Here is a 15,000-nt window from a genome sequence, read left to right as displayed (position 1 = left end):
GCTCTCTCCTCCACCGAAACGAAAGCGGCGGACTAGGCCGGCAGCTGCTCGCCGGGAATCCATAGGGCGTGGAACCCGACTGGAACACGCTGCGGAATTTTGAGTCGTCCGATCGGTCCTGCGGCGATGTCCTTCGCGTTGAGGATTACCACTTCGCCCTGATCGCCGCCGTTCGCATCTGAAACGAAGGCGACGAGGTAGCCGTCGTCTTCATCGGCTGCGCCCAGGCGAGGCGCGAACGGGCACTCGTTAGCCGCACGGCCGGGGCCAAACAGGTACCTCTCGCTGGTGTTGCGCTCCAGGTCGTACTTGACCAGTCCCTCAAAATGCGGAACCAAAGAACTATACGCATAGCGCGTCCGTCGACCCATTTTCCCGCGATGGATGGTCGGCCATTCGGTTCGCTGATCGTCCAGACGCTCTTCGCGGGCCACGCCGGTCGCGAGGTTAAAGCGCCATCGATATAGCTCCGCTTCCAGTCGCAGGAATGCTCGCATGCGCGCCAACTCGCCTTCGCCCCTGGCACTCTTGGGCTCGGGACCGATGACGCGGCACGCATCCATCACGATCTCGTCGCCGTCCTCCCACGCGTTGACCACGTGGTAAATGTAGCAGGGCGAGGTCTCGAACCATCGGACTTCCCCGGCGTCTCCATAGCGCGGGACGATCGCGAAGCGGCTTGGCAAGTGGGGGAAATAGCTGACTTTGTGGATACCGCGGGCGAGAAGGTCGGGATCCCAGAAGAGCGGCAAATCCATCAACACCGAGTAGTGCGGCGTGAATGCCATGTCATGCGGCAATCGCGGACCCGGCACCTCGATGGGAATGTGATGTTTCAATTCACCGCTGGCCGACACCACGTTGTAGGTCATCAGCGGCGGCTTGGTCGAGTAATCGAAAAACAGCAGTTCCCCGGTGACCGGGTCGACCTTGGCGTGTGCGGACACGGTCCGCTTCAGGGCGCCGCGGAAGTTTTCGATGCCGAGGGTCTGCAGGGTGCGCGCCTCGATCTTGTAGGGCACCCCGCACTGGTACCACAACGCGAGTGCGTAACCATTGTGAAATATCAAATCGGTGTTCGCGGTATCCTTGAGCCATCCGTCGGAACCCGCGCCCCGCGGCACGTAGCGATCCGGCTTGTCCATCAGCCCCGGCCAAATCGCGCGCTGCGCTTGCTGTTCGGCCAGGAACCCCTCGGTGGTGATCCACCGGTTGCGGTAGGTCGCCCTGCCCTCGCGAAATTCGATCGCGTGAATCATCCCGTCGCCGTCGAACCAATGGTAGCGGTCGCGCGGCTGGAAAATCGGGTTGGGCCCGTTGCGCAGATAGATCCCAAACAGGTCCCGCGGAATCTCGCCCTCGACTTGGAGATTGTCTGCGGTGATTTCGCGCGAGGTAGGAGCAAACATGCCGCGTAGGAAAAGGTTTTCGGTAGGAGCGATCCGGTTCGGGATTTCGCGCTCGACTTTGAACATGATGCCCTCGCCCGTCGCGCTCAACCTAGCATATCGACCGGCGCCCCACTCAAAGGGTGGCCGGCTGACTCGGGCCACCTTCCGGGTTCTTTGACGGCGAGTGCACTGCAGTCCTAAAATCAACTACAATTGTGATCGTCTTGTTGATCATACCATTCGGGGGTTAAGCGATGAGCGAACCACTCATGCACCAGATCGATGAGCCCAATCGATGGAGGCTCAGCACGCCCGGACATTCAGGATGGAAGCGCACCGCGCGTCCGGATGATCCGAACAAATTTTTCATGGTGTCGGCGGATTGCCACGCCAACGAGCCGGCCAATCTTTGGGTCGATCGAATAGACAAAAAGTACAGAGACCGCTTGCCGCGGGTCGAAGTCGATGCCGATGGGGTGAAGTGGCAAATTTCCGAGGGCTGGGCACGGTCGCGGCTACTCGACAGCAATCTGCAGGGCGAAGATCAGATTCGCGGTAAGGCCGGCGCCACTCCGGAACAACGGCTGCTCGATCACGATCGCGATGGGGTAGACGCGGAAGTCATTTTTCCAAACAAGGGACTCACGATGTGGGCGACGCCCGACCCGCTGTTCGCGCAGGCACAATGCCGCATCTACAACGACTGGGCGGCCGAGTCGTACGGACCTTATCGGGATCGGCTGGTGCCGATGGCGGCGCTGGCGACCGGCGACCTCGAGGGATCGATCGAAGAGGTCAAGCGCGTCGCCAAGATGGGATTTCGCGGATTGACCCTGCCCTGCAAGCCGATTTTCGGGGCCCACGACGCACGCCATCCGAACTACAACATGAAAAGCTTCGACCCGCTGTGGGCGGTAATCCAGGATTGCGACTTGGCGGTCACTTTCCACGTCTCGACCGGACGAGATCCACGGGCGGCACGCAAAGACGGCGGCGCGGTCATCAACTATGTCTCGCACTCGTTGGCGCCGACCATCGAACCAATCGCGAATCTGTGCGCCTCGGGCGTCGTCGAAAAATTCCCGCGGCTGCGGTTTGGCTCCATCGAAGCGGGAATCGGATGGGTTCCGTGGGCGATGCAGGCGATGGATGAGGCGTACCATAAGCATCACATGTGGGTGTTCCCGAAGTTGAAGAAGCTGCCGAGCGAGTATTTCCGGTCCAACGGTTTTGCGTCATTTCAGGAAGACCCTCCGGGACTCGACCTCGCACAGAAGTACGACCTCTGCAGAAATTTTCTGTGGGCCAATGACTATCCGCATCACGAGGGTTCCTGGCCGCATTCGGCCGAAGCCATCGAACGGCAAATGGCCCACCTAAGTGAGGACGAGCGTGCACAGATTCTTGGGTTGAATGCGGCGCGCGTGTTCAAGCTCGAGGTGAAGCGACTGGCACGGATGGCGGTTAATTAAAAAAACACAGCTCGCGGACGGGGGCCGGCGCGGAGAAAGTCCGCTCCGGCCCTTTTTTCGTACGGGCGAGTTGTAGCACCTGGTCGGAAGCCCGGGATCTCAGAATACTTTCCGGAGTCTCAGTACAGGCGACTGCCGAAGAAGAAATCGTTGATGTCGCGTTTTGATTGCGCGATCGCGGTCGCCGACTTTTTCGCGAGTGACTCTGCGAGCTCACGCGCCGTGGCCAGCAGCGCCGGGGGCTTTACCACCCGGTTTATCACACCCATCGCGAGCAGTTCTTCGGCTTTGTAATGGCGGCACTCGAGGATTGCTTCGCGCGCACGCCAGGGGCCCATGCTTGCAGCCATCAATTGTGCAGGCGCGCCCCGATAGGCAACCCCCATGTCTACTTCCGGCACCCAGAACTCCGCGTTCTCCACGGCGAGGCAGAAATCGAACGCGAGCGCGATCGACCATCCTCCTCCGACCGCGTATCCGTTGACCGCCGCGATGGTGGCGCACTCCAGGTGGGCAATCCCTTCGAACACCCGGCCAATAAGACGCGGGAGGCGCCGCCCTGCTCTTTCCTTGGCGAGCACGGCACGCTGATCCGGATCTTCGGTGCCTCTGATCGCGGATAGGTCCGCGCCCGCTGAAAAGGCGTTGCCGGTCCCGGTCACGATCAGCGCGCGGGTCTCGCGATCGTCGCGAACCTCGTAAATCAGTCGTTCCAGCTCGAGGATCACTTCGTTGTCCAGGCAATTGCGCCGCTCCGGACGGTTGAAGGTGATGGTGGTTATGACTCCGCTCTTTTCGAAGAGGAAATATTTCGGCATCGATAGCCCTCATTCACCCGCGCGGGCGGTCCACTACAGTGATGCTTTGGCCTCTGGAGCGGGTGTCGCGAGGAGGTCCCGTACCGCCCCTTCCACCACAGTGCCTTTGAAAAAATGCGGGTTTGCCCCGCAGAAGAATTGCACCGGATTGGTAAACAGGAAGTCGCGCAGATCCGTTTCGCTGACCAGCCCGTCCTCGACGAGCTCATACGCTTCGCCCAAGACCTCGGCCATGTTCACCACATCGAAATGGCCAATATCCGAACCGAGCAGGGTCTTGAGCCTCGCGCCGTACGGATTGTCCCTCGCGCGGGTCGCCCACGCGTTGAGCGGATCGTCGGCTTCGCAGCCGAAGTAGAAATTGCGGGTAAAAAGATCCCGAATCTCTTCGCCACGCTTGATGTCACAGGCCGCGAAGTCATCCAACTCCTGCGCGGTGGGTGGGCGCGGCGTGTCAAAAGCCTCGAGCTTCACATCGTTGGCGGCGTAACGATCCGCGAGCTGTTTGCCGCCATAACGCTCGATCAAATCTCGGAACACGGCGCGGTCCAGGTTGGCCGGGTTAACTTCCTCGAGCGCGGCGCGGTTGCGTTTTTTCCAATGTCCGATCAGGTCGCTGTACAGCGCGCAGGCCCAGGCGACACCGCCTTCGAGAAACGCGAGCTGAAGCTGCGGAAATCTGCGCGTTACTCCGGCCAGGAAAATCGACTTGCAGAGTGCTTCGAGCGCGGCGGCGAAATGGCCGATGTGGTTGTAGGTGAAATTGCTGGGGGATGCGCGGTAGCCAAAGCTGCGCGACCCCGCATGAAAAGAGGGCGCGACTCGCAACTCGAGGCACTTCTCCCAGACCGGGTCGTAGTCGTAGGCGCTGTCGATTCCGAAGGTGTCGATCCATCGCGCCCAACGGACTGCGTCCGGCTGTTTGCGCTGCACGTCGGCAATAGGACGTCGAATCGGATGACCCAGCATCGCGGCCTTGAGTCCGAGCGTTCCGACCGCGTACTCAAGTTCCTCGATCGCCTCGGCGGGTGTGTACATGGGGATGACCGCGGCGGGCGTGATCCGATCCGCGTAGGCGCGATACTGATCGGCGACATAGCGGTTGAAGGCCCGGCAGGTTGCCCGGCGTAGCTCTTCGTCTTCGATCGGAGTGATCAGCAGACCCGCCGACGGGTAGAGCACGGTAAAGTCGAAGCCGAGTTCATCGAGGCGCTCATAGAGAAGTCGCGGCAGCATGGCGGTCGCGCGATCGAGCGCGTTCTTTGCGGGGATGACCCAGAATGCTTCCTGCGCAATGCCCGCTTCGCGGCGCTCCGCGGGGGTCATCCGGATGGTGTTGCCCACCCAGTCGTTGGGCCGCTTGAACGCGTCGGCGACGCGTTCCCCGGCGACCTCCCTCAGGTATTCGAGAATCGACGGACCGAACTCGACGTAATGACCGTCCGCATCAATGACCGGATGTCCGAGACGATCGTGAATCGCTCTCGCGGATGGATGTCGATCCATGTTCCAACCTCCCCGCGTTGTGGCAGGATTGTAAGTCTCCCAGTGCGTTGAGTGCCAGTGCTCGAACCCACGCCGCGATACCCGCGGATGGCTTTTTAAGCGGCGTGGTGAATGCGAAGAACAAATCGCAGAGTTTGGCGATTTTGGAAGTGCACCTTCGACACAGATTTAGAGCGGCGCCGCTTGCCGCGGGGAGCGGGTTTTTCGTAGGGTCAGCGCAGGACGAGGTGGATTGTCATGAAAGGTGCCATCGGTTTTATTCCCGAAGGACACAAGATCGAATTCTTCGAGTATGAAGTTCCGGAACCGGTGCCCGGCGGGCTGGTGGCGCGGGTCACGCAGACCAATGTGTGCGGGTCTGAAGTGCACATGTGGAAGGGCGAGTTCGGACGCCGCGGGATCATGCCCGGGCACGAGATGGCCGGAGCGATTCACTCGCTCGGGCCGGGAACGACCAAAGACTGGGCAGGGGTTGCGGTCAAGGAAGGCGACCGGATCGCACCGGTCTACTACACGGTGTGCAATCGTTGCGAGAACTGTGTGGCGGGGAACCAGGCCGGATGTCTCAACCGCGTGATGGGCGCGTCCCATCCCGACAAACCGCCCCACTTCACCGCCACCTTCGCCACTCATTATTTCGTCAAGCCGGACCAGCACTTCTACAAGATTCCGGACAACGTGCCGGATTTGATCGCCGCTTCGGCGAACTGCGCGATGTCACAAGTTTACTGGGCACTCGATCGCGGACGGTTGTCCTACGGGGAGAAGCTGCTGGTGCTCGGGGCCGGCGGGCTCGGGCTGCATGCCATGGCGATCGCGAAGGCGCGCGGTGCGAGGGTGACCGCGATAGACGGGGTCGAGTTGCGGCTCTCGCAGGCCAAGCGGTTCGGCGCGGACGAAGTGATCGACCTGCGAAAATTTCCCGATTTCAAGTCGCGTCAGACGCGGGTCCGCGAGCTTACCGGCGGCGGCGGGCCGGACGTGGTGCTGGAAGTCGCGGGAATTCCGGAGGCATTCATCGATGCGGTCGGCTTCGTGCGCAATGGCGGCCGACTACTGGAACTCGGAAATATCTCGGGAGGGATGACCGCACCTATTGCACCCTCGATGGTGACCTTCAAATCAATCGAGATTCACGGCATCGCGACCTATCCCCCGCATTATTTGAAGAGGTCGCTCGATTTCCTGGCCCAGCACATCGAGCGCTATCCGTACCTGGACCTGTGCGATGCGAAATTTCCGCTTGCCAAGGCGGCGGAGGCGTTGGACAAGAGCGAACGCAAGGAAGTCACGCGCGCTGCTTTGATTCCGGGATGAGACGAGCCGGACCCTCGGCTAGAAGCCCCGGCACCAGTTCACAAAGCAGGTTCAAATGGCCTTGGCGGCGGGGCTTCCGGGGCGGTGCCGCTCCGATTTCCCGAGACCTGCAAAACTCAAATCAGCCAGTGCCCCGCCCTGCTGCATATAGCGCCGAACTGGTGCCGGCGAGTTTGCCGAATACCGCTCCAGCCATCAGGCCGGAACCCCCCGCGTAGTTGAAATAGAAGAGGCCGCCGACGAGTTCCCCGGCTGCGTACAGGCCGGAGATGGGGTCGCCTTCGGTGTCTACTACCTCGCCTTCGCGTGTGATTTTCAGCCCGCCGAAGGTGAAGGTGATACCACAAGTTACCGCAAAGGCCATGAAGGGGGGCTCGTCGATCGGGTTGGCCCAGTTGCTCTTCGCTACGGCGAGGCCGCGGGTGCATCGCCCGTCCTTTACGTTGGGATTGAACGGAATGGTGCGGTCGACAGCTTGATTAAAGGCACCGATCTCGGCGAGCGCGGCTCCGGCATCGACGTCCTCGAGTTTACGGACCAGCTCCTCGAGGCGCTCGGCGCTAACCTTGGTCACTTGTCGGATTCGATATTCGTCACGCAGGAGATGCGCAACCTTTTTGTCGAAGATCTGCCAGGCGAATTGTCCCGGTTGTTCGAGAATTGCACGCCCGTATTTTGCGTAGGTGTAGTTGCGGAAGTCCGCGCCTTCATCGACGAACCGGCAGCCTCGAGCGTTGAGCATGATGCCGAGCGGATAGCTGTGCTTCTGAAAGCCGTCGCCAACCGCGAGGTCGCCGAATTCGGGAGCGTTGCGATCCCATCCGACGGCGTGGCATCCGGACCAGTGTCCATAGGGCATCGCGCCCGCGTCGAGCGCCATCCGAATTCCGTCGCCGGTGTTGAAGCGGGTCCCGCGCACTCGGGCGAGATCCCAGTTTGGCCCAAGGTAACGTGCCCGCCACTCCGCATTCGCTTCGAAGCCACCGCTAGCTAACACGACCGCGTGGGCGGTCACGTCTATGGTCTTGCCGTTTTCGCGGACGCGTGCGCCGTGAACACCGGTGTCATCGGCAAGCAGAGCGAGCGCCCGCGCGCCGTAGCGTACTTCCACCTTCTCGCGGCGCGCGGCTTCGTGAAGCGTGTCGATGAGGCCGCGACCTCCGCCCCACGCCTCAACCGTTAGGCCGCCCCAGAATTTGAAACGGCCGTCGACCCTAAAAGCCTGGCGACCGTACATGGGGACCCAGCGCACGCCTTTGGTGCGCATCCAGAACAGCGTAGGGTGGCTGCGACGCACGAGCAGTTCAACCAGATCGGGATTGGCGCGGTATTCGGTGACGCGACCGATGTCCTCGAAGTACTGGTCCTCGGTATAGGTGCCGAACTCGGTGTTGCGCTTTTCCTCATCGGAGAGGTCCGGCATCAGTTTGATCAACTGGTCGAGATCGTTGTAGGCGACGCGAAATCCGCCGGCGGTGAAGGCGGTGTTGCCTCCGCGTTCCTTTTCGGGCGCTCGCTCCAGAACGATGACTCGGGCGCCCTGCTCGCGCGCGGCCAGCGCGGCACAGAGGGCGGCATTGCCGGCGCCCACAATCAGGACATCGCAAGCGGGGGACGATTTGCCTGGCATATCAGGGCTTGATGGTAGCTCGTTGCGGCGGCAGTTGCCTGCCCCCCTTTTTAAGTCGGCTGTATCTCGCGCACAACCAGCGCCGGGCAGGTGCGCCGCTGCTTACTCCAGTGAGTACTTAGCGATTTTTGCGTAAAGTTTCTTGCGCGAGATTTTCAGCAGCTTGGCGGCTTGGACCTTGTTGCCGCCGGTCGCTTCGAGCGCGCGGCGAATAATTACGCGTTCACTATCCGCGAACGTACCGATCGGAAAACTCGCCTCCGAGATCGTGCGATCGGCGACCACGCCTCCGGTCAGCGCAGGCGGCAGATCTTCGAGGCGGATCAGGGAAGAGCGACCGAAAGTGAAGGCGCCCTCGATCGCATTGGAAAGCTCGCGAACGTTGCCAGGCCATCGGTACTGGTACAGCGCGCGCAGCGCTGCTTCGTCGATGCCGGATACCGGAGTTAGCCTGGTCTGACGCGCGTTGAACAGGTCGACGAAGTGTTCGGCGAGCAGCGGCACATCTTCCAGCCGATCGCGCAGGGGCGGAATGGTTATCACGCCCGCTTGCAGCCGATAATAGAGGTCCTGGCGTAGCTGACCATTGCGCACTGCCTCCTCTGGATCGCGATTGGTCGACGCCACCAGGCGCACCTCGACGGGAATCTCCCGAGTCGAACCGACCGGCCGCACGGCACGTTCCTGAATAGCGCGCAGCAGCTTGCTCTGCGTGGCAGGACTCATTTCGGTTACTTCGTCGAGAAACAGGGTACCGCCTTCCGCGGCGCGGAACAGCCCGAGGTACTCCACGTTGGCTCCGCTGAAAGCCCCGCGTTTGTAACCGAACAGCTCGCTCTCGATCAGATCCTTCGGGATGGCGGCGCAGTTGAGCGCGATGAAGGGCGCGCCGGAATTTTTGCCGCATTCGTGGATGGCACGCGCGACGAGTTCCTTACCGGTTCCGCTTTCACCGACGATGAGGATAGTGCCGCGGGTTGACCCGGCAGCCTCAATCCGCTCGTACAGGCGATGCATCGCCGCGCTGGCTCCGACCAGGCCGTGAAAATGGCTGCGCCCCGCGGGCGGCAGCGTTCCGGCCTCGCGCTCCATGGCCTGGATTCGCGCGCTGGATACCGCACTCCTGGATCGGAAGTAAGTATCGGCCAGCGCGATCATCCGGATGTGGCTCAGCTTGTCGAAGGCCTGGTAGATGCGCGGCAGAGGCGGAGGAAGCAACGGAAACGCGGTGGCGGCACTCTCCTCGAACAGGTGCATCGACACGATCAGCTCGGAAAAGGGTACGCCACGTTCTGCCAGCATCTCGCCAATTCGGCGCACATCGGCGACGAACCGATCGAGATCTTTGGCGAGGAGATCGCGCAAGGTGGAGTCGAGCTCGCTGCCGAAGATCTCCATGAACTCGGCACGATTGAGGCTGCGGCTATCCGCGAAGTGCAGTTCGTACAGCTGGTACCAATTCTCGAGCACGTCGGAGCGATGCTTCCGAATGGAGTGCAGAACCGCCTGGAGCTCTTCGAGTTCCGTGTCCCAGAGCAAATGAAAATGGCGCGGGCCGCCCTGCCTCGGCGGTGCCTCAAATGCAGGGGACGCTGGCTTCGACTCCATGGCAAGCAGGCTGTTCCGTAACTGCTCCCAACGGAATCACACCGCCCAGGGTTCGTGTCGGGAGGGAGGCACCACGCTTAGCACAAATCCCACTTCTCTCAGAGTCCCATGGTTTTTCAAAGTTTTTGGGACCGGCCCCAGCTGGCATGGTTTCCTCTTGAGAAGACAGGACGGAAAGGGGCAAGCAAAGGACCGGCTGTGACTCGACCGCATGAACCAGCGGCACACCCGTGATTTTCCGGTGCGAAAGGAATCCGCTCGAACGGCAGTGGTTTTTTCCCGAGACGAGACGATTTTCGCCCTGATTATCGACGGCCTGAGCGATGCATGGCGCACGCTGCGGTGTGTGGAAGCAAGCGACGCGCGACTTTAGCTCAGAGAGACGGGAGTCGAGATCGTGGTCGTCGACGATGACGCGATCGAGGAGACTAACCGCGGATGGTTGCTTGGCCAGGCGCAACGGTGGGCGCCTCGTGCGCTGGTTGCGCATATAGCAGCGAATCACAGTTTCGAAGTCGAGCGCTGGGTGCGATCCCGTCGGGTGCAATACTATCTTTCGCGGCCAGTGGATCGGGAGCTTGCGATCCGGGTTTTGCGTTCGCTTGCGCAGACGGCTCGCTAGTGCGGTCTGGCTGAGCCGTTCAGCGGTTACGGCCGTTTCCTGGTGGCAAGCGCGCGTGGAGCCAATGGCGCGCAGCGGCGCACTTCACCCACAACCCCGCGCCAAGGAATCAAGAGATGGGGTTAGAGAGTGCGGCCTCGAAGCGCCTGATCGCGGACTCGAGGTCCTCGCTGCTGGTGTCGACAACCAGGTGGCAGCGCGCCGGCAGTTCGGTTATCGAAACGAAGTCGAGCTTGTGGCTGGCATGGATCTCCTCCGTCGCATCTGATACTTCGGCACGATTGCCCGCGCGATCGTGCAAGCGCCGAAGGGTTTCCTTTTCGTCAGCGCGACATTCGACGAATAGCACGGGCACATGCATCTCAGCGGCCAGCGCGACCGCGGCCGATCTAGTCGCAGGACTCTTGAAAGTGGCATCGAGAATTGCGCCGCGCCCGGCGGCAAGGCACCGTCGCGCTCGCTCGATCAGGGTTTCATAAGTGAGAGTGTCAAAGGCGGGAGTGTATATTCCGGCGCCATATTCGCCATGCCGGTGAAGAGTCTCCGGGATTCCCGCAAGTTGCTTGCGAACGCGATCCGAATTGAGAACCTGGAATCCGGTGCGCAGGCAGAGCCTTTCAGCCATGGTCGATTTTCCAGAGGCGACCAGACCGCATACCACCAGCAGCGCAGGTCTAGCGCTGGCCGCGTAGCGTGCGGCAAGGGAGAATTTTGCGCGGGCGCGCTCACGAGCACACTCCTGTTCCTCGGGGGACACCTCCGACTTCAGACTTTTCAGGTAGTCCACCTTGCCGCGGATGCAAGCGCGGTGGCACTTATAGAAAGAAGTCAGAGTCGCGAGTGCGGGATCGTCGGTCTCCTTCGAATACGCGCGGATCAACTCGTCGGCGAGATGGGGAGCGCCGAAAGCATCGAGGTCCATTGCCAGAAACGCAAGATCTGACGCCACATCGCTGTAGCGCAGCTTCTCATCGAACTCGACGCAATCGAAGATATCGATCTCTTCGGTCAGGCAAACGTGCTCGCAGCGCAGGTCGCCGTGTCCTTCGCACACTCGGCCTTGGAGCGCGCGGTCCTCAAGCAGCTCGCGGTGCGCCGAGATGAACCCGGATAGGTAGTCTCGGATTGGATCGAAGCCACGATCCTCGACGGTCGCCTCGATGGCCGGCCTGCACTCATCGAGATTCCCCAACACCGTACGGCTGATGGCGGCTGCAGAACCGTAGCGCGCGCCGTTCGCGATGGAAGCAGTGCGATGAAACTCGGCGAGACGGTGCGCAATTTTGTCGATCGCGTCCGGGCGCACCTCGCCGATTCGGAGGAGATGGTCGAGCATACGCTCGTCAGGAAGCCGGCGCATCCGGACCGCGTATTCTCGCACGTTTGGGTTGTGCACCTCGGCATAGTCGGCCAGCGCCAGGCGGGTGCCGCACTCCACTATCGGCACGATCCCCAAATAGGTGCCGGGAGCGAGGCGGCGATTGAGCCGAACCTCCTCACGGCAGAGGAAATAGCGCGACTCAAGGCTAGTTGCGTCGGCGAAAGCGTAGTTGACCGGTTTCTTGACCTTGTAGACCTCGCCGCCCGCGAGGAAGACCCAGGACATGTGGGTCTTTTTGAAATCGATTTGTGCAGGATGGTCCGGGTAGAACTCCGGGCTCCGCATCGCATCGATTAATCGGCAGTCGACTACGCTGGTCCCTCGGTCCTCCACCACGCTAGTCTTGATCGAGAAATGCGCGCAGCATATCGCTGTCGGTGATCACGCCGACCAGCTGTCCATTTTCCACCACCGGCAACGCATCGACTTTCTGCTCGAAGAGGACCCGCGCGGCATCGTGCACCGGCGTCGTCGGAGTCACGGTAGGCGGATTTTCGCTCATCGCGACCCTTACCTCGGTAGTATCGACCCGCCCCACCTGCCCGCGGATGTCACGATCGGTAATCAGCCCCATCAGTGTGCCATTTTCGACCACCGGCGCCGAGCGGAAATTTCCTTGCTGCATGCGCACTATGACCGCGGCTACCTTTTCCCCGGGGGCCACCGTTACCGGGCTCGGGCTCATCCAGCGGGCTACCTGGCTCTTGTCGGCATCGCCGCGCCGCACGCACAGAACCGGACAGGGAGCACTGCGCAAGACCATCTCGGCGATGCTGCCGAGCACTACGCGGGACAGCCCTCGCCGTCCATGGGTAGCCATCACGATCAAGTCAGCCGCATGACGTCGAGCGGCGCTCAGGACGGAGCCGGCGGGTTCACCCATGTGAGTGAGAAGCTCGTGCTTGACCCCGCGGAGCCGTTTGGTGGCGATCTCCTTCAGCTTCTCGCGGGCAGCATCCTCCTGGCCCTTGTAGAGATCGACGTAGATGGGCATCCCGGTCGGAGCGATGATCATAGGCACCACGTGCAACAGCAGCACCATCCCATCATTGTCGCGCGCGATTTGTGCCGCGACATCCAGGGCAGCCAGCGAATTGTCATCAAAGTCTATCGGACTCAAAATCCTTCTGAATGGATAAGACATTGGGGACCTCCTGAGATCTCCCGACGAATTGCTCCGTCTGTCGCTATAGCGATTGCCATGCCATCAAGAAGTTTCGCGGTTCGCGTGGCCCAGGCTCCGGCAAATTCGCGGGATGTATCCGATCGAGCCAGTTTCGGGGTGTGCAGACGACGTCTCGCCTCAAAAGAGCCTGCTGTATGTGAGCGGTGCGGGGCGGTCTTCGCGCGCCAAACCTGGCGCACCGATCACTAGCCAACTATCGCTGTTCTCGAGCGAGCGACTCGGATGATATGCCCGGCCTGCGAGCAAGTTGCCTGAGGGTAGTATTTCGGCAAGTCAGGATACCTGGCGAAGGGGCCAACGATAACCTGCCGGTTTTAATGCTCTATTTTTCCTGGATCGATTTTATGTAGTCCACGATCTTCATGATGCGCGCGCGCGCCGCTGCTTCGCTAGTCGGAGTAAATTCCTGCCCTTCGCGCTGGAAGGTGGTTCCCCAGAAAGGCATGTCGAAACGTTCATGGGATGGGATTCCGTTACGACCATCGATTGACTTGTAAACCCGATCGGTGGGGAACACGCCGCCGTTGGTTTTAGTCAATACGGTCAGATCGGACGGCTTTACCTGCGGAATGACGTAGAGCGCCTGTCCATGGCCTTTACCGTCGAAGCCGTGACAGGAAGCGCAGTTCGCATCGAAGTCCTGCTTGCCGGCGCTGGCGGCGTCCGCGTTCGGAGTGAGGAAGGTGTACATCAGCGCCGCAAGCAGCAATCGAGGCAGTATCCAAGCAATCACTCGATGGGACCGCAGCATTTATCGTCCTTTCACGGTGAGGACCGGACAGGTGGCGGCGCGCACCACGCGATCGGCTACGCTACCCAGGAAGAAACGCGGGACTCCGCGACGGGCGAAGGTGCCCATCACGACAAGATCAGCGCGCAAGGCCGACTGGACCTCCACGATTCGCCGTGCGGGGTCCCCGGTCACGACCAATAGTTCGTGAGGTATTTTGGCTAAATACCTGCCGGCTGCTTCACCAAGCTTCTTGCGCGCATTCGCTTCGACCTCGGGCGTCGCGGTAATCGGACCGACCAGCGGAACAGCGACAGTTGGGCACACATGCAGGAGATAGAGTGCGGCATCATTTTCGCTCGCGATACGGCCGGCCAGATCCAGTGCCTTAAGCGAGCTCTGCCCGAAATCGATCGCACAGAGAACCCTATTGAAAGCTCGCGGCGTGCGCCGTTCGGCTTTTTCCTTTGCGAGTCTTTCCTGCTTCGCCCTTTTCAGCCTGGCGAGCAAGGCTCTGTCGCTTTTGCTAGCCCATTCGTTCTGCGCCGCTCTGCTCACGCCGCCGAGCTTTTCTCCAAGCCGGTCTGTTTCATCGGTCGCCACTTGCCTTGCCTCCACTCCGGTATCAGCAAATCATTTAGGAGCGATACCAGAGCTCCAGTACTCAAGAATGCCTCCTAGATAGCGGGTCGGCGCGATGACAACCAACGCTATCCGCTGCGGTGATCAGAAACGATGTGATGGAAATTGGTCGTCGATCCACTCTTCGGCGTCCGCCTCGCGGAGGAACTCCCCTTTCACTTTCTTTTCTTTCCAGAACACTTCCCACTTTTCGCTTTCCGGATTTTTGATGATCTCGTAGCCCTGATACTCCGCCATTTCCAAGACCCTTCCGACGGCACTGTCATTTGCGCCAATTTTGCAATTCGCCTATTGATCCATGCTTTGTGCCAAGTCGGCACTATCGGCGAGGCTAGGCTGAAAAGCGCGATAGTGCCACGATGATGGTTTCGATGCATCGTTCCGATACATCCGACGTATCCTCATGAACTCGCCGAGGCCCAAATCTAACCATTCCGAGCTGGACCCGGCAGGCACGTGGCTTGCTTTTTAGTCTCCTCGGTCTGGTGTTCACACCGCGGCCTACGACGAAAATGATGCAGATGCCCGAGAGTGAAACTCTATCCGATCAGGCCGGGGTGAGGGCGCACGGCAGTCTTGGCTCCCAGCGTTCGAAGCCCGACCCTCGCTACAATATCCTGTTTCTTTGTCGCGACAATTCGGCCCTCAGCATTATTGCTCAGGCACTTCTGAACCGCTTTGAAGGGAGGGGATTCCG

At 60.8% G+C, this 15,000-nt stretch carries 12 protein-coding genes; 2 read left to right on the top strand and 10 right to left on the bottom strand.

The annotated features are described in order from the left end of the window. Nucleotides 1-32 precede the first annotated feature (32 nt). Nucleotides 33-1,499, bottom strand: a complete 1,467-nt coding sequence (locus tag VGI36_04240) for a carotenoid oxygenase family protein (protein ID HEY2484331.1) — start codon at nucleotides 1,497-1,499, stop codon at nucleotides 33-35. Between the two features lie 146 nt (nucleotides 1,500-1,645). Here VGI36_04240 and VGI36_04235 point away from each other — a divergent pair, with 146 nt between their 5' ends. Continuing rightward, nucleotides 1,646-2,863: an amidohydrolase family protein gene (locus VGI36_04235; protein HEY2484330.1), complete on the top strand. Its 1,218-nt coding sequence runs from the start codon at nucleotides 1,646-1,648 to the stop codon at nucleotides 2,861-2,863. 119 nt (nucleotides 2,864-2,982) lie between these two features. On the opposite strand, the gene VGI36_04230 is transcribed toward VGI36_04235, so the two are convergent. After that, complete coding sequence (locus VGI36_04230; protein HEY2484329.1) at nucleotides 2,983-3,681, bottom strand: enoyl-CoA hydratase/isomerase family protein; 699 nt, start codon at nucleotides 3,679-3,681, stop codon at nucleotides 2,983-2,985. Nucleotides 3,682-3,714: 33 nt separating this feature from the next. After that, nucleotides 3,715-5,187: an amidohydrolase family protein gene (locus VGI36_04225; protein HEY2484328.1), complete on the bottom strand. Its 1,473-nt coding sequence runs from the start codon at nucleotides 5,185-5,187 to the stop codon at nucleotides 3,715-3,717. A 237-nt stretch (nucleotides 5,188-5,424) separates the two neighbouring features. Here VGI36_04225 and VGI36_04220 point away from each other — a divergent pair, with 237 nt between their 5' ends. Further along, entirely contained in the window at nucleotides 5,425-6,504 is a 1,080-nt protein-coding gene (locus tag VGI36_04220) for a zinc-binding dehydrogenase (GenBank protein ID HEY2484327.1), read from the top strand. A 121-nt stretch (nucleotides 6,505-6,625) separates the two neighbouring features. On the opposite strand, the gene tcuA is transcribed toward VGI36_04220, so the two are convergent. The 7 genes from tcuA to VGI36_04185 form a co-directional block, all read right to left on the bottom strand. Further along, complete coding sequence (tcuA, locus tag VGI36_04215) at nucleotides 6,626-8,134, bottom strand: FAD-dependent tricarballylate dehydrogenase TcuA (GenBank protein ID HEY2484326.1); 1,509 nt, start codon at nucleotides 8,132-8,134, stop codon at nucleotides 6,626-6,628. 102 nt (nucleotides 8,135-8,236) lie between these two features. Beyond that, nucleotides 8,237-9,742: a sigma 54-interacting transcriptional regulator gene (locus tag VGI36_04210; protein HEY2484325.1), complete on the bottom strand. Its 1,506-nt coding sequence runs from the start codon at nucleotides 9,740-9,742 to the stop codon at nucleotides 8,237-8,239. A 731-nt stretch (nucleotides 9,743-10,473) separates the two neighbouring features. Next, complete coding sequence (locus tag VGI36_04205; GenBank protein ID HEY2484324.1) at nucleotides 10,474-12,078, bottom strand: AAA family ATPase; 1,605 nt, start codon at nucleotides 12,076-12,078, stop codon at nucleotides 10,474-10,476. A gap of 4 nt (nucleotides 12,079-12,082) precedes the next feature. Further along, on the bottom strand, nucleotides 12,083-12,889 hold the full coding sequence (locus tag VGI36_04200; GenBank protein ID HEY2484323.1) for a universal stress protein: 807 nt from the start codon (nucleotides 12,887-12,889) through the stop codon (nucleotides 12,083-12,085). A gap of 364 nt (nucleotides 12,890-13,253) precedes the next feature. Continuing rightward, a complete protein-coding gene (locus VGI36_04195; protein HEY2484322.1) occupies nucleotides 13,254-13,682 on the bottom strand; it encodes a cytochrome c in 429 nt (142 codons plus the stop codon). After that, complete coding sequence (locus tag VGI36_04190; protein ID HEY2484321.1) at nucleotides 13,683-14,264, bottom strand: universal stress protein; 582 nt, start codon at nucleotides 14,262-14,264, stop codon at nucleotides 13,683-13,685. Nucleotides 14,265-14,387: 123 nt separating this feature from the next. Next, entirely contained in the window at nucleotides 14,388-14,540 is a 153-nt protein-coding gene (locus tag VGI36_04185) for a hypothetical protein (protein ID HEY2484320.1), read from the bottom strand. Nucleotides 14,541-15,000 lie beyond the last annotated feature (460 nt).

It is taken from the genome of Candidatus Binataceae bacterium, from assembly GCA_036495685.1.
Taxonomy (GTDB): Bacteria; Desulfobacterota; Binatia; order Binatales; family Binataceae; genus JAFAHS01.
This window is presented reverse-complemented; position numbering and strand designations above follow the sequence as displayed.

Coding starts and splice junctions, on each gene's coding strand:
- VGI36_04235 (HEY2484330.1), top strand. CDS start 1,646: ATGAGCGAACCACTCATGCACCAGATCGATGAGCCCAATCGATGGAGG.
- VGI36_04230 (HEY2484329.1), bottom strand. CDS start 3,681: ATGCCGAAATATTTCCTCTTCGAAAAGAGCGGAGTCATAACCACCATC.
- VGI36_04225 (HEY2484328.1), bottom strand. CDS start 5,187: ATGGATCGACATCCATCCGCGAGAGCGATTCACGATCGTCTCGGACAT.
- VGI36_04220 (HEY2484327.1), top strand. CDS start 5,425: ATGAAAGGTGCCATCGGTTTTATTCCCGAAGGACACAAGATCGAATTC.
- tcuA (HEY2484326.1), bottom strand. CDS start 8,134: ATGCCAGGCAAATCGTCCCCCGCTTGCGATGTCCTGATTGTGGGCGCC.
- VGI36_04210 (HEY2484325.1), bottom strand. CDS start 9,742: ATGGAGTCGAAGCCAGCGTCCCCTGCATTTGAGGCACCGCCGAGGCAG.
- VGI36_04200 (HEY2484323.1), bottom strand. CDS start 12,889: ATGTCTTATCCATTCAGAAGGATTTTGAGTCCGATAGACTTTGATGAC.
- VGI36_04195 (HEY2484322.1), bottom strand. CDS start 13,682: ATGCTGCGGTCCCATCGAGTGATTGCTTGGATACTGCCTCGATTGCTG.
- VGI36_04185 (HEY2484320.1), bottom strand. CDS start 14,540: ATGGCGGAGTATCAGGGCTACGAGATCATCAAAAATCCGGAAAGCGAA.